Raw genomic sequence first — 19666 nt, 5'->3', positions numbered from 1 at the left:
TACCCGGTGGGTTCCCGGCTGTTTCCCCCGGGCAACGCGGGCCTCAGCCCCGTCACGGTGCGGCTGTGAGCCGCACCGGCAGGACGGGCACGCTGTTGCCCACGAAGCTGCCCCGCCGGGGGATCTCCGTCTCGTCCACGGCCACGGTGAGCTGCGGGAACCGCGTGAACAGGGCCTCCAGCGCGAGGGACGCCTCCATGCGGGCCAGCGGCGCCCCGATGCAGAAGTGGGCGCCGTGCCCGAAGGACAGGTGGCGCACCTGGGTGCGGGTGACGTCGAACACGTCGGCGTCCGCGCCGTGCGTCCGGGGGTCCCGTCCGGCTCCGGAGTAGCCGGCGAGCACCGGTGTGCCCGCCGGGATGACCGTGCCGTCCAGGGTCAGGTCCCGGGTGGGGTAGCGGAAGGGGAAGTAGCTGACGGGGCTGTCCCAGCGCATCGTCTCCTCGACGACGTCGCCCCAGTCCGCCGTGCCGGACCGCACGGCGTCCAGCTGCTCGGGGTGGCCCGACAGGGCCCGCACGGCGTTGGTGATGAGGTTCAGCGTCGTCTCGTGACCCGCGATGACCATGAGCATCAGGGTGCCGATCAGCTCCGGCTCGCTCAGCCGGTCGCCGTCCTCCTCGCGGGCGGCGATCAGCGCGCTGGTGAGGTCGTCGCCCGGGTCGGCCGCCCGGGCCGCCGCGACCTGCGCGAGGACCTGGAGCAGCTCCTGGTTGGCGGCGACCACGTCGGCGGGCTTGAGGCTGGTGGAGACGACGCGGTTGGACAGGGCGTGCAGCTGCTCGCCCTGCTCGGCGTCCACGCCCAGCAGCTCGCAGATGACCCCCATGGGCAGCGGCATGGCGAAGTTGCGGCGCAGGTCGGCCGTGCCGTCCTCGCTCTGCGCCGCGGCCCGCTCCAGGTCGTCCAGCAGACGGGCGGCCAGCTCCTCCACCCGGGGGCGCAGCGCCTCCACCCGGCGGGCGGTGAAGGCCCGGCTCACCAGGGAGCGCAGTCGGCGGTGGTCGGCGCCGTCGGCCGTGGTCATGCTCTGCACGGTGGCGAACGTCCGCAGCGGCCAGCCGTCGGGGATCTCGCCGTTCTCCAGCGCCGTGAAGTGGCGGGCGTTCTTCGCCACGTCGGGATGGGACAGGAACTCCTTGAGCTCCTGGTGCCCGAGCACGATCGCACCCTCGACGTCGTCCGGGAGCACGACCCGGGTGACGGCACCCTCGGCGAGGAAGCGGGCGTTCGCGGCGTGCGGGCAGCCGCCCGCCGGGTCGAGGCGGTGCGGCGCGTTGTGGACCTCGGTCATCTTCGCTCTCCCTGGGGGTGGGGCGGATAGGGCACGGGGTGCTGCGCGGGGCGGCCCGCGTGGGCCGACGACGAGGGGGTACGCGGGTACGCCGGAGCGGGGTGCGCGACGACGCCGGGGTCGTGGCCCGGGTCCGCCGGGGCGGGGAGCTGCGGGTCGGCGAAGCGGACCGGCAGGGCGGCCAGCCCCTTGCTCCACGGCGACTTGACCCACGCCAGCTCGTGCTCGTCCACGGCCAGCTCCATGTCCGGCAGCCGGTGCCGGATGGTGTCCACGGCGGTACGGGCGATGAGGCGGGCCGGGTCCTGCGCCGGACAGGCGTGCGGCCCGGCGCCGAAGGCCAGGTGCGCGCGGTTGCCGGTGACCGGCCGCCCGTCGGGGGGCAGGACGGACGGGTCGGCGTTGGCGGCGGCGAGGCCGAGGATCAGCATGTCCCCGGCCCGGATGTGCTGCCCACCGAAGTGCAGGTCCCGGGTGGCGTAGCGGGCGGGGAAGTTCTGCGTCGGGGGGAAGCGCCACAGCACGAGGTCCAGCGCGTCGTCCACGGTCAGGTGACCGCCGGTCAGCGAGGAGCGGAAGGCCGCGTCGGTGAGCAGGATGCGCAAGGTGGTGGCGATCCAGTTGACGGTCGTCTGGTTGCCCGCCACGAACATCACGACGAGGTTGTGCAGCACCTCCTCGTCCGTCAGGCGGGCCGGATGGGCCAGGAGCGCGGACGTCACGTCGTTGCCCGGCTCGCGGCGCTTGTTCTCGATGAGCTGACCGAGGATGGCGCCCATGCGGCGGCTGGCGTTGGCCGAGTCGGCGTTGGCGACGACGGTGCCGGCGATGGCCTGCACGAGCTGCTGCCCGGTGCGTTCGTCCAGCCCCAGCAGCCGCATGATGACCTCCATGGGCAGCTTCCGGGCGAAGTGCGGCACGAGGTCGGCCTCACCGCGCTCGGCGAAGGAGGTGATGAGGCGTTCGGCGGTGAACCGCACGGTGCGGCGCAGTTCGTGCCCGTTGATGCGGGTGAGGGCGTCGGAGACGGCCGCGCGCATCCTGCGGTGCTGCTGGCCGTCGGCGAACAGCAGCGCGGGCCGCCAGCCGACCATGGGCATGATCGGCGAGTCCGCCGGGACCCGGCCCTCGCGCAGCAGCGTCCACCGGCGCGGATCGTGCGAGAAGTCCTGCTCCTCCCGGGTCAGGCGGAGCAGTTCGTGGTGGCCGAGGACGATCCAGGCGTCGATCCCCGGCGCGACGGTCACCGGGGCGACCGGCCCGTGCCGCAGCCGCAGCTCCTCGTACAGCCCCGGCATCGCGTCGCCGTCCAGGTGCGGCCCGTAGAGCGCCGTGGCCGGGCAGCGGCCCGCGCCCGGCGCGGACCTGTGGTCGGGACGTGGGCTCGTCATGTGGGCTCCGCGGCGTTGATGAGGTGGCTGACGAGGGCGATGAGGGCCTGGACGGAGGAGCGGTACTCGCGGGCGTCGCACACCACCAGCGGCGTCTGGGGCAGCAGGTCCAGGGCTTCGCGCAGCCGCTGTTCGCCGTGGTCGGGGCTGCCGGGGAAGGCGTTCACGGCGACGGCGAACGGCAGGCCCAGGTCCTCCAGGTGGCCGAGGGCGTCGAAGGACGCCTCCAGGTCGCGGGTGTCCACCAGGGCGAGGGCGCCGAGCGCGCCGCGCGCCAGCTCCCGCCACGCGGGCAGGAAGCGCTGCTGGCCCGGTGTCCCGAACAGGTAGAGCACGAGCTCACCGTCGATGGTGATGCGGCCGAAGTCCAGGGCCACGGTCGTGGTCGTCTTCGTCCGCTCCCCGCCCCGGTCCACCCGGGCGCCGGCCTGGCTCATGACGGCCTCGGTCGACAGCGGTTTGATCTCCGAGACGGCGCCGATGAGCGTCGTCTTCCCCACGCCGAGCGGACCGACGACGAGGATCTTCGCCGCCCCGGCGACGCTCGACCGCACGTAGTGCTGCTCGGGGTCCGGGCCGCCCCCGGCGCCCGGCTGTGCGGCGTCGTGGGGGACGACCGGCTGGTCAGAGGCGGCTTTCGAGACCATGGAGGACCTTTCTGAGCATGGTCACATCGGTGCGTTCGGCAGCCGGGACGGGTGGACGGGTGGTGATCAGGCCCCAGTCGACGAGATCGCCGAGCAGCACCTGCACGACCGAGGGCGGCTGCCCCAGATGGGCGGCGATCTCGGCGACCGACAGCAGCCCCTGGCAGTGCCCCAGGATGCGCCGGTGCTCGGGCTGCAGCCCGGACGGACCGGCGGGCGGGTCCGCGGCCACCGCCACGACGAGCGTCTCCCACGGCAGCTCCGGGCTCGCCGCGCCGGAACGGCCGCGGGTGATGACGTAGGGGCGGACGGCCGGCGTCGTCCGTTCCTCCCGTTGACCCGTCATCGTGACGGGCTCACCGCATCCCGGGGTTGGGTGCTGAGGTGCGCGCCGATCTTCGCGACGAGCAGTTGCATCTGCTGGGCGACGAGGCCGACGTCGGCCCCCAGATCCGTGGCGACGCCGAGGTGGGCGCCCACCCCGGCGGCCGTGAACAGGACGAAGCCGTGCTCCGACTCCAGCATCAGCTGCCGCACGCCCGTTCCCGGCCCGAACAGCAGCGTCGCCGTGGACCGGCTGGTCATGGTCATCGCGGCGCACGCGGCGGCCAGCGACTCCGCCTCGTCCCGGCCGAGTCGGGAGACCGTCCCGGAGAGCCCCTCGGCGGACGCGTGGCCCAGGTGCAGGCCGTCCTCGGAGAGCACGACGGCGTGCCGCACCCCCGGGATGTCCGTCAGCGGGCGCAACATCCAGCCCAGGTCGGGAAGTCGGGCAATGGTTCCGTTCACGTCGTGCCCCCATCGTGGTGGTCGGTCTGGTCGGAGTCCTGCGCGCCGGTGTGCCGGGCGTGCGGGTCCTGCGCCTCCGCCCGGCCGCGCCGCGAACCGGACACGACGCTGGCCACGGAGGCGCGGGCCGCCTCGGGCGACCAGACCGGTGCGGACGGCCGGGCGTGCTGCGGGTCGTGCGGAGGGTCGTGCGGTGCGGGCCGCGGGTACGGCTGCGGCTGCGCGGGCTGCGCGGGCTGCGCTGGCGACGGGTTGGCCCCGTAGCCGCCCGAGCCCTCCGTCCCGGGGGGCCCGGCGCCGGGCGCCCGTCGCCGGTTGCGGCGGCGGGGCAGCGCGGGGTGGGTGGGCTGGCCGTCGTGGGCGTCCGGGGCGTCGTGGGCGGGGGGCCGCTCCTCGGCGCGTCCCGTGGCATAGGCCGGTGCCGGTGCGCGGGCGGAATCGTGGGGCGCGCCGAGCGGCGGCGGGGCGGCGTAGGCGTGTCCGTCCCGCGCTTCGGGCCGGGCGCGGACCTCGGGACGCGGCGCCTCCGGCACGGGCTCGGTGAGCAGCCGGTGCGGGACGAAGATGACGGCGCGGGTGCCGCCGTAGGCGGAGGCCCCCGTCAGCTCCACGTTGAAGCCCAGCTCCCGGGCCCAGCGTCCGACGCACGCCAGCCCCAGCCGGGGGACGGCGCCGAGCTGGGCGAGGTCGAGGTCGTCGCGGAGCTGCCCGAGCGCCTGGTGCAGCACGTCGGGGGGCATGCCGAGCCCCGCGTCGTCGATCTCCACGACCGCGCCGGCGCCCACCTCCCGTACCGTCACCACGACCTGGGTGCTGGAGGGGGAGAACACGGTGGCGTTCTCCAGGAGTTCGGCCACGGTGTGCATGAGGCCCTCGACGGCGGGCGGGACGACGTGGAGCGTCTGCCCGCCGTGCACGTCGACCCGGCCGAACTCCACGATGCGCGACTGCGCGCCGCGCACGCAGTCGAAGAGCGTCACCGGCCGCGTCTCCCGGCGGGCGGGCCAGATGCCGCACATCACCAGCAGCGTCTGCGCCTTGCGGGTCATCTGCGCCGCCGCGTGGTCGGCCTTCATGACCTCGGACATGAGCCGGGCGTCGCTGATGATCCGTTCGACGTTGTCCAGCACCTGCTGCTGGACGGTCGCCATGGCGTGCATGTTGCGGGCGACGGACTCGAAGGCGGCCTGCACCGAGTCGCGCAGGGCGCGTTCACGGCGTACCGCGTCGTCCGAGCCGAGGCCGCCGACCAGGGCGGCGACGGCGCGGGCGAAGTCCTCGCCGGTCGCCTCCGGGGCCGTGACCGGGCCGGGCAGGCCGTCCAACCGCTGTCCCGCGCGGACGCGTTCGGCGATCGCGGGCATCCGTACCCCGGCGAGATGGGCGACCTCCGCGCCGCGCGCTCCGGCCACGGACTCCGCGCGGGCCTGCGCCGCACGGGCCGCTGCGAGCCTGCCGCGCAGCCGGAACGTCGCCGCCACGCCCACCACGGCGGTGGCCGTGAGGACGCCGAGGGTCACCCGCACCCACGGCTCGGAGCCCGGCGCGGCGGCCCCGGCGGCGCCCAGCACGAGGGCCACGGCCGCCGTGGCGGCCCACCAGGTGTCCCGGCGCTTCGCCCGTCTTCCCCGCTTCCCCGTGCGCTCCACCGGCCGTTTCAGCATGGAGTCCTCAAAGCCACTGCCCCTCCGTAGGACACGACGCGCGTCCTGCACTGCTTCACTGGTCAGAATCTCTCAGATCCTAGGAGTAACTTTCCACATACCAGCCACCCTTCTCCACTTCCGGCCACCCGTCTCATGCTGCGGTACGACGAACGCCCGCATTTGACGGCCGGGTTCACCGTCATGCGGGCGTTCGACTTAACTCTCGGTGAACCCCGGGTGTCGGGCTCGGTCCAGCCAAACCCCGGAGACTGCACCGGACTTGACGAAGTCGCCGACATCGCGCGGCGCCCGTCCCAGTACCTCCCGCACCTCAACGCCCGTCGGACGCGAGTCGTCCCGGCCGCGCAGCGACAGCATCACCACGTGCCTCATACGGGTGCGTCCACACCGCGTGCCCGTACCGCGCTACCCTGCGCGGGTGGACGTACTCGCGGAACCTTTCGACGGCACCCGCGCCCGGGGCGGACTCCCCAGCCGGTGATCCACCCCGACGACACGGGCACCACACCCCGGCGGGTCGGCTACGCCAACGCCTTCGCGCCCGTCACGGCCGGGTGAACGCGATGTACCGGGAACGCCCCTCGGGACTCGGAGGCGGCACCGTCCTGTGGACCCGTACGGCGGACCCCGCGCCGGCCCCGGCCCCGGTGCTCCCCGACGGCTGCATGGACCTCATCTGGCGCGACGGAGCGGGAGGCGGCGAGGGCGGCTCCGGCTTCGTGGTCGCCGGGCCCGACACCCGCGCCCAGGAGGCGCCCGCGCCGCCCGGCACCGCCTGGACGGGCCTGCGCTTCGCCCCGGGCACGGGGCCGGCCGTCCTCGGCGTGCCCGCGCGCGAGCTGCGGGACCTGCGGGTGCCCCTCGACGCGCTGTGGCCCGCCGCTCGGGTGCGACGGCTGGCCGGGGAGGTCGCCGGGGCCGCGGACCGGGGCGCGGCGCTGGAGGCCGTCGCGGCCCGCGCGGCGGTCGCACCGGACCCGCTCCACGGCGCGGTGGCCCGCGCGCTGGCGCGCGGCCGGCCGGTGGCGGACGTCGCCCGCCGGGTGGGGCTGAGCGAACGGCAGCTGCACCGCCGCTCGTTGGACGCCTTCGGGTACGGCCCGAAGACGCTGGCCCGCATCCTGCGGCTGCAGCGGGCCCTGACGCGGGCGCGGGCCGGAGCCCCGCTCGCCCGGGTCGCCGCCCTCACCGGCTACGCGGACCAGGCCCACCTCACCCGTGAGGCCCGCGCCCTCACCGGTCGGCCGGTCGGTGCGCTGCTGCGCGTCACGGGTTGAGCTCGGCGAAAAGGTCCACGCCGTTGCCGTCCGGGTCCTCGACGACGGCGTACCGCTGCCCCCAGAAGGCGTCCCACGGTTCCTTGAGCCCCCGGTACCCGGCGGCCGTCAGCTCCGCGTGGACCCGGTCCACCTCGGCCGGGTCCTCGCAGCGGAAGGCGAGCGACATCCGTCCGGGGCCCCGGGGGAGTTCCCAGCCGGGGTGCATCGAGGCGATGACCTCCACCGTGTCCCAGGCCAGCCGCACGCCGCCGGGCCCGACGGCCTCGGCGTGCGGCGCGGTGTCCGCCTCGGCGGGGATGTCCAGGCCGAGACGGCGGTAGAACGCGAGCGTGGCGGCCATGTCGGCCGTCACCATGCCGATGAGATCGAATCGAGGTGCCATGTCCCGATGGTGACGCCCGCGCGTCCCCGTCGTCTTGAACGGATCGGACGTGGCGCGCCCCGTGCCCGGGTCGGGACCGACCTCACCGGCCCGTCCGGCCGCGTGGTGGATACGGTGCCGGTATGGCCGAACTGCTGACCGTCCTCACCACCACCGACAGCGCCGAGAAGGCGCGGGCCCTGGCCGCCGGGGCAGTGGAGCGGCGGCTCGCCGCCTGCGCCCAGATCGCCGGCCCGGTCTCCTCCGTCTACCGGTGGGAGGGTGAGCTGCACACCGATCCGGAGTGGCAGGTGCTGCTCAAGAGCACCGCCGCCCGCTACGCCGCGCTGGAGGCGTTCCTCCGGGAGGCGCACGACTACGACGTCCCGGAGATCATCGCCACGCCCGTCGCGCGGGCGAGCGAGGACTACGCGCGCTGGGTCGCGGAGGAGACGGCACCGTGACGCCGTCGCCCCGCCTCCCCTTCTTCGTCTACGGCACCCTGCGGCCCGGCGAGCACCACCACGCCCGGACGCTCGCGGGCCGCGTGGCGCGCACCACCCCGGCGACACTGCCGGGGTTCGTCCTCTACGAGGGCCCCGGCTACCCCTACGCCGTCGCCGGGGACGGCGAGGTCACCGGCGCGGTCATCGAACCGGCCGCCGCGCGGTACGCCGAGGTCCTGCGCGCCCTCGACACCTTGGAGGGGTACACCCCCGGCGGCACCGCGAACCTCTACGAACGCGTCACCGCCGAGGCCCGACCGGTCGGCGGCGGCACGGAGACGGTGTGGGTCTACGTCGCCGCGCCGCCGCTGGCCCGCCGCCTGCGCGGGCGGGGCACCCGCATACCGTCCGGCGACTGGCTCAGCCGAGCCCGGTGACGTTCAGCAGCCGGTCGGTGGTGTTCGGCCCGGGATCGACGACGATGCCCTCCGTGGCCGCCCACTTCAGCTGGCGGGCCACCGACGCGGGGCTCGCCCAGGGCCGTGCGCCCAGGTCCAGCGCGGCCGCGCCACTGACGAGGGCGGCGGACGTCGAGGTGCCGGAGAGCGTGACGGTCGCCTGGTCCGAGGTGTGCCACGGCCCGGTGATCCGCGTGCCCGGTGCGAACAGGTCCACGACGCTGCCGTAGCTCGCGAAGCGCGCCCGCCGGTCCTGCTCGTCGGTGGCGCTGACGGTCAGCGCCTCGGCGACCCGCGCGGGGGAGGACGAGCCCGCGTCGGCGTTCGACCCGCCCGCCGCGACGGAGAACGTCACCCCGGCCGCGATGGCGCTGCGGACCGCCGCGTCCAGCGCGGCGTTGGGCCCGCCGCCCAGGCTCATGTTGATCACGGCCGGACCGTCGGCGTTGCGCACCACCCAGTCGATGCCCGCGATGATGCCGGACGTCGTGCCGCTGCCGTGGTCGTTGAGCACCCGGACGGCCACCACGTCGGCCTTCTTCGCCACGCCGTAGGTCTCACCGGCCACGAGTCCGGCCATGTGCGTGCCGTGCCCGTTGCCGTCGTCGGCCACGCCGTCGCCGTCCACCACGTCCGTGCCGTGGGACGCCCTGCCGCCGAACTCCTCGTGGGTGACGCGCACCCCGGTGTCCAGGACGTACACCGTCACGCCCTCACCGGCCGAGGACGGGTAGGCGTAGCGCCCGTCCAGCGGCAGCCGTTCCTGGTCGAGCCGGTCCAGGTGCCAGGGCGCGTCCTCCTGCACCGTGCGGGGGCCGTGCGCGGTGGACGTGCCGCCCACGCCGCCCGTGCCCAGGGCGTGCACCGGGGTGTCCGGCACGACGCGCAGCACGCCCGGCCGACCCGCGAGCGCGCGGGCCTCCGCCTCGGTCGCCCGCACCGCGTAGCCGTCCAGGGCCGCGCCGAAGGACCGCGTCACCTGCGCACCGGTCTCCGTCACCGCGCGGGCGCCGGGGCCCGCGCCGTCGAGCATCACGACGTAGGCGGCCCGTTCGGCCTCCGCCTCCTGCGCCGGGGCGGCCCCGAGTGTCAGGGCCGCCAGGGCCGCCGCCAACAACGCCGCCGTACGTTTCCGTGCCATGGGGGGTCTCCTCCGAGCTGGGGGACGCACACGAACGGCGTGACCCTGCCAGCCGCGGGCGGCCCTGCCAAGACCGCACCCGGCCATAGCTCCGGCGACATCCCTGTCCGCCGACCGGGGCGGGAGTTGACGGTTCGGTCACGAATCGTCACCGTTCGACGGCACGGGGTTGGCGCAGTGTCACCGGGTGTGGAAATGTTCCTGTCACGCTCGGTCGGGGGAGGGACACCGTGGCGGACAGCAGACCGGTCTTCGAACGCAACACGGCGGTACGGGCCGTCCACACGCTCATGCAGCCCGACTACCCGGCCCACCCGGCCGAACGGCGGCCCGTCGTCGTGTTCGAGGGCCCGCACGGCAGCGGCAAGACCGTCCTCCTCGACGTCCTCGCCGACAAGATCGGTCCCCACATCCCGCACGGGCGCGCCGACTTCGGCGACCCGCTCGGCGAGGACCTGCCCGCCACCCTCTCGGCCCTGGCCGCCGGGCTGACCGGACACCGGCCGCGCTACGGCAGGCTCCGCTTCCCACGCCTCCTCATCGGCCTGCTCGTCATGCGGCAGGACCTGACCCACCTCGACTTCGAGCAGGCCCGCCAGGACGTCGAGCAGCTGCTGAAGCAGCGGCGCAACAAGAGCTGGCCCCACCGGTTCCTCCAGGACGTGGCGAACAGCCCGCTGGACCTCGGCCTCACCGCCGGGGTGCTCTCCACCTCCTTACAGCTCCCGCTGCACGGGCTCAGCGCCCTGGCCGGGTTCACCTTCCCCGACCGCGCGCAGCACTGGTACGGCCACCGCGACCGGCAGCTGCCGGACCGCGCCGTCGACACCCTCGTCGCCCTCAACCGGGCCGCGCACGAACTGCGCAGCGAGGAACCGGGCGAGCGGCACCACTTGGCCGCCCGGGCCCGGCTCGACGGCCTGCTCTGCGAGGCGTTCCTCGCCGACCTGCGGGACGTTCCGCGCCGCGTCCGCAGCCTGCCGACGCCCGTCGTCCTGCTCGACAACGCCGACACCCCGGCCGGTCGGGCCTTCCTGCGCCACCTGCTCGACGCGCGGGCACCCCTGCGCGGTTCGGACGCGGCCGAGCCGCTGACCGTCGTCGCCACCGCGCGCGGCGAACTCCCCGGGATGGCCGACGCCGGTTGCGCGCCCCTGGAGAGGGCACTCGAACGGCTCGCCCCCGGCTCCGCGCCACCCGCCGACCCCCCGGTGTGGCTGCGCCACCGGCTGCCCGACTTGACCCGCGCCGACGTCCAGAGCCTCATGGAGGCCCCCACCGGCCGCGCCGACCGCCGGCTGGCACGGCTCGTGCACACCTACACCGGCGGCCACCCGGAGGTCGCCGGACTGCTCGCCGCGCACGCCGCACGGCACCCCGCCGAGCCCGGCGGCGTCGTCGGCCTCCTGCTGCGGCCGGCCCCCGGGACGGGGCTCGACGGGGAGCCGGACGCCGGGACCACCGAGGACCACCTGCTGCGCCGGCTCCTGGCCGCCGAGGGCGCGGCGCCGGACGGCCCGCAGTGGGACGGCATGGCCACCGCCTTCGCGGCCGGTGCCGCCGCCCGCCGGGAGGCGGACGGCCTGTGGCTGAGCCACCAGGACGACCTCGTGGACCCGGCCTGGGCGGCGGCCGTGCGCCAGGCCCGGCTGTGGGACGGCGCCGCGCCGCCCCCCGCCGCCCCGCCGCCCGGCGGCGGGGCGGACGAGGCGACGGGCGCCTCGGCGACGGCGGTCCTGCGCAGGCTGCTGCTGCGCCGCCTCGCCGACCGCCCCGCCGACGACCCCGTCTCCTGGCAGGCCGTGCACCGCCGCCTCGGCGCGTTCTGCCGCGAACGCGACGACGGTCCCGGCACCCTCTACCACCGGCTGGCCCGGGACGAGCTCCCGGCGGTGGCCGCCGAACTGGCCCGGCTGCTCCCCGAGACGACCGGCACGGCCTGGCTGGAGCTCCTGCGGACCGTCGCCACGGCGCCCTGCGGCAGCCTGGAGCGACAACGCATGGACCCCTACGAGCACTTCAGCAGCCTCGTGCAGGACCTCCCCGAGCCCGTGGCCGGGGACGTCACCGGCCACGTCACCCGGCTCCTCGCGGCCCTGCGCGTCGTCGGCGACCCGGCCGGGGGAGTGGAACGCGGCTTCCTGTACGCGCAGTCGTCCCACGCGCTCACGGCGCTGGCGCTGCACTCCCCGGACGGTCTGGTGGCCCTGCACGAAGCGGCCGACGACTACGAGCGACAGGCCCGTTGGTGGATGTGACCCGCCCGAAGGAGCACCCGTGAGCGATTCCGCCGTCGACCACACCGACTTCTCACCCCCCGCCCGCCGCCTCACCCGTCTCCTCGTCATCGCGGGCGTCCTGGTGCTGCTGGCCGCCGGCGTGGCCGCCGTCGTGTGGCTGCCGCCCCGGCTGGCGTGCGACGGGCCGGGCTCGGGCGTCGTCGAGCGGGACGGCGAGTGCATCGGCGTCACCGACGGCGGCCCCGCGTTCCTGCCCGGCGGCGGCGAGGGGCTGCGTGAGCGCTACCGCGCCGTCCAGGAGCGGATCGAGGCCGAGAACGACCGGGTGGCCGACGAGGAGAGCTCGGCGGTCAAGGTGGCGCTCCTCAGCACGCTGTCCGCCACCCCCGACGGTCCGTTGTCGCCCGAGCAGGTCCTGCACTCGCTGCACGGCGCCCACGTCGCCCAGATGCGGGCGAACCACACCCGCGAACTCGGTGATCCCGCCCCGCAGATCCAGCTCTACCTGGCCAACGCGGGCAGCGGGCACGACCAGTGGGAGCCGGTGGTGGACGAACTCGTCGGCATGACCGACGACCGGGCCCCGCTCGTCGCCGTCGTCGGGCTGGGCCCCAGTGTCGAGGCCACCCGCGAGGCCGCCGAGCGGCTGTCCGCCGAGGACGTGCCGATGGTGTCCTCGGTCGCCAGTGCCACGGGCCTGCGCCACGCCGAGATCCCCGGGCTCGTCCGCGTCACGCCCGGCAACACCGACTTCGTGGCCGCCCTGCACGCCTACGTGGGCGAGCGCGACATGCTGGACACGGCGATGCTCGTGCACGACGAGAGCCCGCCGGACCTGCACGTGAAGTCCCTGACCGACGCCTTCACCCGCACCTTCGCCGAGGAGCTCGCGGGCCACGCGCCGCAGCCCTTCCAGGGCCGGAGCGTCTCCGAGGACGTGGCCTACACCTACTTCGACGCCGTCGTGCGCAACCTCTGCGCGGCGGAGGCCGACATGGCCCTGTTCTCCGGCCGTACCGTGGACCTGCGCGAGTTCCTCGACGCCCTGCACGTGCGGCCGTGCCTCGACGAACCCGTCTCCGTCCTCTTCGTGGAGACCGGCCCCGTCATACCGCCCGAGGAGGTCGAGAAGCTCCGCGAGAGCCGCGTCACCGTCGTGCACGCCTCGGCCGCCGACCCCGCCTGGTCGGACGAGGAGCGGGCGGCCGGCCCGGTGCCCGAGGGGTACGCGCCGTTCGAGGCCGCGTTCCGCGCCCGGCTGTCCGAGGTGACGGACGTCGAGGCCGCGCTCCAGGACGGTTACGCCGCCGCCCACCACGACGCCGTCATGGTCGCCGTCCGCGCCCTGCGGCTGACCCACAGCGGCGAGGACGGCCAGGCACCGAGCGCCGCCAGGACGGCCCGCGCGCTCTTCCTCCTCAACGAGGACAACACCGTCGCCGGCGCCAGCGGCACGCTGTCCTACAGCACCTCGCGCGGCGGCGACCCCGGCCGCAAGCCGGTGCCGGTCCTGGAGATCCCCGCCCGGGGCCCCGCCCCCGAGCTCTACGTCACCCCCGCACTGTGAGGGGCCGCTTCCCGGCGTCGCCGCTCGGAGCCCGGCCCTCGGCTCTCAGCCCTCTTCGTAGTCCTCCGGCCTGACGTCCGCCTCCTCCAGCGCCTCCCGCATCGTGCGGCCCGTGGCTCCGTGCTCGGAGTCCTCGGGCCGGGTGCGGCCCGGCTCGTCGGACGGCGTCCGGGGCGCGTTCTCGGTCTTCTCGGTCTTCGGGCGGTTCCCGTCCGGCACCGTCATGGTTCGTTCTCTCCCTGGACTCCGGTTTCCGCCGCCGAGTACCCGCCTGGTCGGCGGTGATGCGCCCGACCGCGCGGCGGACCCGGGCGCGCCGCCACCGGGCGAGGGCGGGTCGGCACGTGCATATGTAGGCGTGCTATCTATAGGGGGCCAAGTCAACGTACCTGCCACGACGGGAGCCCGACATGTCCGAGGCCCACGCGCCCCTTCCGTTCCCCCGCACCGACCTCGCCCTGGCCGCCACGCGCTTCGCCCGGGAGATCGAGCACCCGGCGATCTACCACCACAGCCTGCGCACCTACCACTACGGCCGCGCCCTCGGCGAGCGGCGCGGACTCCTGCCCGACCAGGACTACGACGACGAGCTGCTGTTCCTCGGCTGCGTCCTGCACGACACCGGTCTCAGCGACCACGGCGACGGCGACCAGCGCTTCGACCTCGACGGTGCGGACCTCGCCGTCCGGTTCCTGCGCGCACACGGGCTCGGGGACGACCGGGCCGAGGTCGTCTGGGACGCCGTCGCCCTGCACCTGAGCCCCGAGATCGCGGGACGCAAACGGCCCGAGATCGCCCTGGTGACGGCGGGAGCCGGATTCGACCTCGGTATCGAGGGGCCGGGCCCGCTGCCGCCCGGCTACACCGACCGCGTACACGCGGAACTGCCCCGGCTGCACGCGGCGGCCGTGCTCCACGACACCATCGTCGGGCAGGCCCTCGCCAAGCCCCACAAGGCACCGCCCTTCAGCCTGCCCGGCGAACTCCTCCGTCGGCACACGGGCGGGACGTGGCCGGCCTGGGACCGGTTCACCGGCTGGGGCGACCACGACGGCCACGCGCCGGACGCCGCCCCCGCTCCGGCCACCGGGCCTGTGGATCGTCGCGGGTGAGCGACCGGCCCGGGGCGTCCGCGCGCCGACCTGACCCGGGCGGCGGCCCACGGGGGTCGCCGCCGGGGTCTTGGTGCTAGAAAGGGGGTATGCCTGGGCGTTCTGCTCCACGGAGGCGTGCCACAGGCCGAAGGCCCGCCGGTCCGGACGCCGGAAGGCGGCGCCCGGGCCTCTGGTGGGAGCTGCGCGGACGCAGCGTCGCGGGCCAGGTGCTCCTCCTGCAGGTCCTGGTCGCGGTCCTGCTGATCGCCGCCGCGCTGCTCGTCGTCACGACCCAGGCCCGCAACGACACCGAGCAGGACGCGCAGCGCAGGTCCCGGGCCGCCGCCGCGGCCTACGCGAACGCGCCGGGCGTCGCGGAGGCCCTGCGCTCCGACGATCCGACGCTGCGGCTCCAGCCCTCCGTGGAGGCGGCCCACTGGGGCTCCGGCGTGGACTTCATCGCCGTGATGGCCACGGACGGCACCCGCTACGCCGACACCGACGCCGACCTCGTGGGCGAGCGCACCTCCGGCGTCGAGCGCGCCGCCAAGGGGGAGGCGTTCAGCGAGATCTTCCGGGGCGACCCGACGGACGCGGCCCGGGCCGTCGTGCCGGTGACCGAACCGGACGGCATGGTGATCGGGCTGGTCGCCGCCGGGGTCGAGATCGAGACCGTGGGCGAGTCCGTGGACGGCCAGCTCCCGGTGATCTTCATCTCCGCGGCCGCCGCACTGGCCCTGGCCGTGGGGAGCGCGGCGCTCGTCAGCCGCCGGCTGAGCCGGCAGACGCGCGGCATCGGGCCCAGCGAGATGACCCGGATGTACGAGCACCACGACGCCGTGTTGCACGCGGTGCGCGAAGGCGTGCTCATCATCGGCCACGACGGCCGGCTGGCGCTGGCCAACGACGAGGCCCGGCGTCTGCTGGAACTGCCCCCCGACGCCGACGGCCGCCACGTCACCGAGCTGGGGCTGGACCCGTCCACGGCCGAGCTGCTGAGCTCCCACCGGGCCGTCACCGACGAGGTGCACCTGGCCGGGGACCGGCTGGTGGCCGTCAACACCAGGCCCACGGCCCCGCACGGCGGGCCCCCGGGGTCGGTGGCGACCCTGCGGGACACCACGGAGCTGAGCGCCCTGTCCGGTACGGCGCAGGTCGCCCGCGACCGGCTGAAGATCCTCTACGACGCCGGGGTGCGCATCGGCACGACGCTGGACGTCGTCCGCACGGCCGAGGAACTGGCCGACGTCACCGTGCCGAGGTTCGCCGACTTCGTCACCGTGGAGCTGCTGGAGCCCGTACCGCTCGGCGGGGAGCCGGTCGGCCCGCCGACGGAGATGCGCCGCACCGCCCTGAGCGGTGTGCGCGACGACCACCCCTTCCAGCCGGTCGGCGACCTCATCCCCTTCGTCGCGCCGGGCACCCCCATGGCGGCGGCCCTGGCCGGCGGCCACGCGGTGCTGGAGGCCGACCTCACAGTCGCCGACGCCTGGCGGGCCCAGGACCCGGTCGGCGCGGGACACGCCGTCGCCTACGGCATCCACTCGCTCGTCACGGTGCCGCTCCAGGCCCGCGGCGTCGTCCTGGGCATGACGAACTTCTGGCGCGGGGCCGGCTCGGAGCCGTTCGGCGAGGACGACCTGACGTTCGCCGAGGAACTGGCCGCCCGCGCCGCCGTCGCGATCGACAACGCCCGCCGGTTCACCCGCGAGCACGCCATGGCCGAGACCCTCCAGCGCAGCCTGCTCCCGCACGTCCTGCCCCACCAGAGCGCCCTGGACGTCGCCTACCGCTACCTGCCGGCCCAGGCCCGGGTGGGCGGGGACTGGTTCGACGTCATCCCGCTCCCCGGCGCCCGCGTCGCCCTCGTCGTCGGCGACGTCGTCGGCCACGGCCTGCACGCCGCCGCCACCATGGGGCGGCTGCGCACGGCCGTGCACAACTTCTCCACCCTCGACCTGCCCCCCGACGAACTGCTGGCCTACCTCGACGAACTGGTCAGCCGCATCGACCAGGACGAACCCGGCGGCGAGGGGATCACGGGCGCCACCTGCCTGTACGCCATCTACGACCCCGTCTCCGGCCGGTGCGACGTCTCCCGGGCCGGCCACCTCGCCCCCGCCGTGGTGCGCCCGGACGGCACCGTGGACTTCCCCGAACTCCCGCTCGCCCCGCCGCTGGGCCTCGGCTCCATGCCCTTCGAGAGCACCGAGCTCCACCTGCCCGAGGGCAGCCGGCTCGTCCTCTACACCGACGGCCTCGTCGAGGACCGCGACCGCGACATCGACGCCGGAATCGCGCTGCTCCGGACGACGCTGGCGGACCCGGCGGACCGCACCCCCGAGGAGACCTGCGAGGCGGTGTTCGCCCGCATGCTCCCCGACCACCGCCGCGACGACATCGCCCTCCTCGTCGCGCGCACCCGGCTGCTCGACCGCTCCCGCATCGCCGAATGGGACGTTCCCCTCGACCCCGCCGCCGTCGCGGGCGTCCGGGCCGCGTGCACCCGCCGGCTGGCGGACTGGGGTCTGGAGGACATCGCCTTCACCACGGAACTCGTCCTCAGCGAACTCCTCACCAACGCCATCCGCTACGGCTCCGCGCCCATCCACGTCCGGCTGCTGTACGAGCGCACACTGATCTGCGAGGTCTCGGACGGCAGCAGCACCTCACCGCACCTGCGGCGCGCCGCCATCACCGACGAGGGCGGGCGCGGCCTGTTCCTCGTCGCGCAGCTCGCCCAGCGCTGGGGCACGCGCTACACCCCCACCGGCAAGGTCGTCTGGACCGAGCAGGCCCTGGGAGGCGGCCCGCTGCCCGACCTCGGCCTGCTGCCCGGCCTGGACGCCGACCTCGACGCCGACCTCGGCCCGTGACGTCACTCGTTCCCCCACCACCGAGGTGCTCATCCCGCCGACTCGGCCCCCGCCCGCTCCACCCGCACCGCCGAGACCTTGAACTCCGGCATCCGCGAGGTGGGGTCCAGCGCCGGGTTGGTCAGCGTGTTCGCCCGTCCCGCACCCGGCCAGTGGAACGGCATGAACACCGTGTCCGGCCGGATGTCCCGGGTGACGCGGGCGGGCGCGACCGCCCGTCCCCGGCGCGAGGTGACGGCGACGGGATCACCCTCGGCGATGCCGTGCCGCTCCGCGAGCCGGGGGTGCAGCTGGACGAACGGGCCCGGCGCGGCGGCGTTCAGCTCCGCCACCCGGCGCGTCTGCGCCCCCGACTGGTACTGGGCCAGCACCCGGCCCGTCGTCAGCAGCACCGGGTACTCCGCATCCGGCTCCTCTGCGGACGGCCGGTGCGTGACGGGAGCGAACCGGGCCCGGCCGTCCGGCGTGGCGAACCGGTCCAGGAACAGCCGGGGCGTGCCCGGATGCCGTGTCCCCGCCCCCGTGCCGTCGACCTCCGTGCCGTCCGTTCCCGTGCCATCCGCCCCTGTGCCGTCCGCCGACGCCGGGCAGGGCCAGAAGACGCCGTCCTCCCGCGCGATGCGGCCGTAGGTGATGCCCGAGTAGTCGGCCGGGCCGCCCGCCGAAGCGCGCCGCAGCTCCTCGAACACCTCCTCCGGATCGTCCGGGAACCCCTTCTCCCAACCCAGCCGCGCGGCCAGCGCCCCCAGCACCCACAGGTCGGACCGCACCCCGGGCGGCGGGTCCACCGCCCTGCGCCGCAGCAGCACCCGCCCCTCCAGGTTCGTCAGCGTGCCGCTCTCCTCGGCCCACTGCGTCACCGGCAGCACGACGTCCGCCAGCGCCGCCGTCTCGGACAGCACGACGTCGCACACCGCGAGGAAGTCCAGCGCCCGCAGCCGCTCCTCCACGTGCGCGGCGCGTGGCGCGGAGACGACCGGATTGGAGGCCAGCACCAGCAGCGACCGCACGTCGCGGCCGAGGGCGTCGAGCAGCTCGTAGGCGCTCCGGCCGGGGCCGGGCAGGACGTCCGGGTCCACGCCCCACACCCCGGCCACGTGGGCCCGCGCCGCCGGGTCCGTCAGCAGGCGGTACCCCGGGAGCTGGTCGGCCTTCTGCCCGTGCTCCCGGCCGCCCTGCCCGTTGCCCTGCCCGGTCAGGCAGCCGTAGCCCGAACGCGGCCGACCCGCCCGCCCGGTGGCCAGGGTCAGGTTGATCCACGCCCCCACCGTGTCCGTGCCCTTGGCCTGCTGCTCGGGGCCGCGCGCGGTGAGCACCATGGCCGACTCCGCGTCGCAGAAGTGCCCGACGGCCTCGCGGAGCTGCGGCACGGGCACCCCCGTGATCCGTTCGACCAGCTCCGGCCAGTGCGCCATCGCCGCCGCCCGCGCCCCGGCCCAGCCCGTCGTCCGCTCGGCGATGTACCGCTCGTCCGTGCGCCCCTCGGCGACCACGAGATGCAGCAGACCCAGCGCCAGCGCCAGGTCGGTCCCCGGCCGGGGAGCCAGGTGCAGGTCGGCCAGCTCCGCCGTCCGGGTGCGGCGCGGGTCCACGACGATCAGCCTGCCGCCGTTCTCCCGCAGCTCCGTGAAGTACCGCAGCGCGGGCGGCATCGTCTCCGCCGGGTTCCCCCCGACGAGGATCACGCAGCCGGACCCGGCGATGTCCGCCATCGGCAACGGCAGCCCCCGGTCCAGCCCGAACGCCCGGATGCCGGCCGCCGCCGCCGAGGACATGCAGAAGCGCCCGTTGTAGTCGATCTGCGAGGTCCCCAGCACCAGCCGGGCGAACTTCCCGAGCAGGTACGCCTTCTCGTTGGTGAGCCCGCCGCCGCCGAAGACGCCCTGCGCGTCGGGCCCGTACGCCGCGCGGACCCGCGTCAGCTCCGTCGCGATCCGCTCCAGCGCCTCGTCCCAGCCCGCCGGTTCCAGCGGGCCGCCGGGGGAGCGGCGCACCAGCGGCTCCGTCAGCCGCGCCCCGGAGGACAGCAGCTCCGTGGCGGTGCGGCCCTTGCCGCACAGCGCACCCCGGTTGACGGGGAAGGCGGGCCGCTCGGTGACCTCCAGGCCCGTCGCGCCGCCCGGTCGCAGGCCCATGCCGCACTGGAGCGAGCAGTACGGGCAGTGCGTCTCGACGGAGCCCGGAGCGGATTCCCGATCGGGCTCCCGACCGGGAATCCGGGCTGACGGCACGGGCTGCGGGGCGGGCGTCGCGTTCATGGCGCCCATCGTGCGTCGGGCGTGTTTCCTGACCGCCCCCACCGTGTTACGGGTCCGGTAACAAGCCCCTCCCCGCCGGTCCCCGCACGCCGTGAGGACCGCGCAACCCGCCGTTTCCCCTGCGCAACGGCCCGGCAACCGCCCCCGTTCACCCTGG

At 75.3% G+C, this 19666-nt stretch carries 17 protein-coding genes; 7 read left to right on the top strand and 10 right to left on the bottom strand.

Annotation, left to right across the window (positions count from 1 at the left end):
* Positions 1 to 52: 52 nt before the first annotated feature.
* The 6 genes from IF129_RS03575 to IF129_RS03550 are packed head-to-tail and all read right to left on the bottom strand — an operon-like array spanning position 53 to position 5785.
* On the bottom strand, positions 53 to 1294 hold the full coding sequence (locus IF129_RS03575; RefSeq protein ID WP_191207902.1) for a cytochrome P450 family protein: 1242 nt from the start codon (positions 1292 to 1294) through the stop codon (positions 53 to 55).
* The gene (locus IF129_RS03570) at positions 1291 to 2685 is read right to left on the bottom strand and encodes a cytochrome P450 (protein ID WP_224754223.1); all 1395 of its coding nucleotides are present in this window, start codon (positions 2683 to 2685) and stop codon (positions 1291 to 1293) included. Before IF129_RS03570 ends, IF129_RS03575 begins: the two co-directional genes overlap by 4 nt.
* Positions 2682 to 3332: a GTP-binding protein gene (locus IF129_RS03565; protein WP_191207901.1), complete on the bottom strand. Its 651-nt coding sequence runs from the start codon at positions 3330 to 3332 to the stop codon at positions 2682 to 2684. The genes IF129_RS03570 and IF129_RS03565 overlap by 4 nt, the downstream gene beginning before the upstream one ends.
* Positions 3310 to 3678: a DUF742 domain-containing protein gene (locus IF129_RS03560; RefSeq protein ID WP_191207900.1), complete on the bottom strand. Its 369-nt coding sequence runs from the start codon at positions 3676 to 3678 to the stop codon at positions 3310 to 3312. Before IF129_RS03560 ends, IF129_RS03565 begins: the two co-directional genes overlap by 23 nt.
* Complete coding sequence (locus tag IF129_RS03555) at positions 3675 to 4121, bottom strand: roadblock/LC7 domain-containing protein (RefSeq protein WP_191207899.1); 447 nt, start codon at positions 4119 to 4121, stop codon at positions 3675 to 3677. The genes IF129_RS03560 and IF129_RS03555 overlap by 4 nt, the downstream gene beginning before the upstream one ends.
* A complete protein-coding gene (locus IF129_RS03550; RefSeq protein ID WP_191207898.1) occupies positions 4118 to 5785 on the bottom strand; it encodes an ATP-binding protein in 1668 nt (555 codons plus the stop codon). The genes IF129_RS03555 and IF129_RS03550 overlap by 4 nt, the downstream gene beginning before the upstream one ends.
* Before the next feature lie 566 nt (positions 5786 to 6351).
* Between IF129_RS03550 and IF129_RS03545 the strand changes: the two genes are divergently transcribed.
* Positions 6352 to 7065 (top strand): helix-turn-helix domain-containing protein, encoded by a 714-nt coding sequence (locus IF129_RS03545; RefSeq protein ID WP_191207897.1) that lies wholly within the window; start codon positions 6352 to 6354, stop codon positions 7063 to 7065.
* Here the strand turns inward: IF129_RS03545 and IF129_RS03540 are convergent.
* The gene (locus IF129_RS03540) at positions 7055 to 7450 is read right to left on the bottom strand and encodes a VOC family protein (protein WP_191207896.1); all 396 of its coding nucleotides are present in this window, start codon (positions 7448 to 7450) and stop codon (positions 7055 to 7057) included. The two genes, IF129_RS03545 and IF129_RS03540, sit on opposite strands and share 11 nt — an antisense overlap.
* Before the next feature lie 122 nt (positions 7451 to 7572).
* On the opposite strand from IF129_RS03540, the gene cutA reads away from it, so the two are divergent.
* Both cutA and IF129_RS03530 read left to right on the top strand, forming a co-directional pair.
* Entirely contained in the window at positions 7573 to 7893 is a 321-nt protein-coding gene (cutA, locus tag IF129_RS03535; protein WP_191207895.1) for a divalent-cation tolerance protein CutA, read from the top strand.
* A complete protein-coding gene (locus IF129_RS03530; RefSeq protein WP_191207894.1) occupies positions 7890 to 8312 on the top strand; it encodes a gamma-glutamylcyclotransferase family protein in 423 nt (140 codons plus the stop codon). The genes cutA and IF129_RS03530 overlap by 4 nt, the downstream gene beginning before the upstream one ends.
* On the opposite strand, the gene IF129_RS03525 is transcribed toward IF129_RS03530, so the two are convergent.
* Positions 8296 to 9474: a S8 family peptidase gene (locus tag IF129_RS03525; RefSeq protein WP_191207893.1), complete on the bottom strand. Its 1179-nt coding sequence runs from the start codon at positions 9472 to 9474 to the stop codon at positions 8296 to 8298. The genes IF129_RS03530 and IF129_RS03525 overlap by 17 nt on opposite strands.
* Positions 9475 to 9704: 230 nt before the next feature.
* Between IF129_RS03525 and IF129_RS03520 the strand changes: the two genes are divergently transcribed.
* Both IF129_RS03520 and IF129_RS03515 read left to right on the top strand, forming a co-directional pair.
* Positions 9705 to 11732, top strand: coding sequence for a hypothetical protein (locus tag IF129_RS03520; RefSeq protein ID WP_191207892.1), 2028 nt, complete (start codon positions 9705 to 9707; stop codon positions 11730 to 11732).
* 19 nt (positions 11733 to 11751) lie between these two features.
* A complete protein-coding gene (locus tag IF129_RS03515; RefSeq protein ID WP_191207891.1) occupies positions 11752 to 13281 on the top strand; it encodes an ABC transporter substrate-binding protein in 1530 nt (509 codons plus the stop codon).
* Between the two features lie 45 nt (positions 13282 to 13326).
* Here IF129_RS03515 and IF129_RS03510 read toward each other — a convergent pair whose 3' ends face one another.
* Positions 13327 to 13506 (bottom strand): hypothetical protein, encoded by a 180-nt coding sequence (locus IF129_RS03510; RefSeq protein WP_191207890.1) that lies wholly within the window; start codon positions 13504 to 13506, stop codon positions 13327 to 13329.
* Between the two features lie 185 nt (positions 13507 to 13691).
* Between IF129_RS03510 and IF129_RS03505 the strand changes: the two genes are divergently transcribed.
* Positions 13692 to 14393 (top strand): HD domain-containing protein, encoded by a 702-nt coding sequence (locus IF129_RS03505; protein WP_191207889.1) that lies wholly within the window; start codon positions 13692 to 13694, stop codon positions 14391 to 14393.
* An 89-nt stretch (positions 14394 to 14482) separates the two neighbouring features.
* A complete protein-coding gene (locus tag IF129_RS03500) occupies positions 14483 to 17251 on the top strand; it encodes a SpoIIE family protein phosphatase (protein WP_191207888.1) in 2769 nt (922 codons plus the stop codon).
* Positions 17252 to 17280: 29 nt separating this feature from the next.
* Here IF129_RS03500 and IF129_RS03495 read toward each other — a convergent pair whose 3' ends face one another.
* Positions 17281 to 19386 (bottom strand): molybdopterin oxidoreductase family protein, encoded by a 2106-nt coding sequence (locus tag IF129_RS03495; protein WP_381480319.1) that lies wholly within the window; start codon positions 19384 to 19386, stop codon positions 17281 to 17283.
* Between the last annotated feature and the right edge of the window lie 280 nt (positions 19387 to 19666).

Source organism: Streptomyces chumphonensis, from assembly GCF_014779715.1.
GTDB classification, from domain to species: Bacteria; Actinomycetota; Actinomycetes; order Streptomycetales; family Streptomycetaceae; genus Streptomyces; species Streptomyces chumphonensis.
The sequence above is the reverse complement of the archived record's forward strand: the minus strand, read 5'-3'. Positions and strand labels throughout refer to the sequence as shown.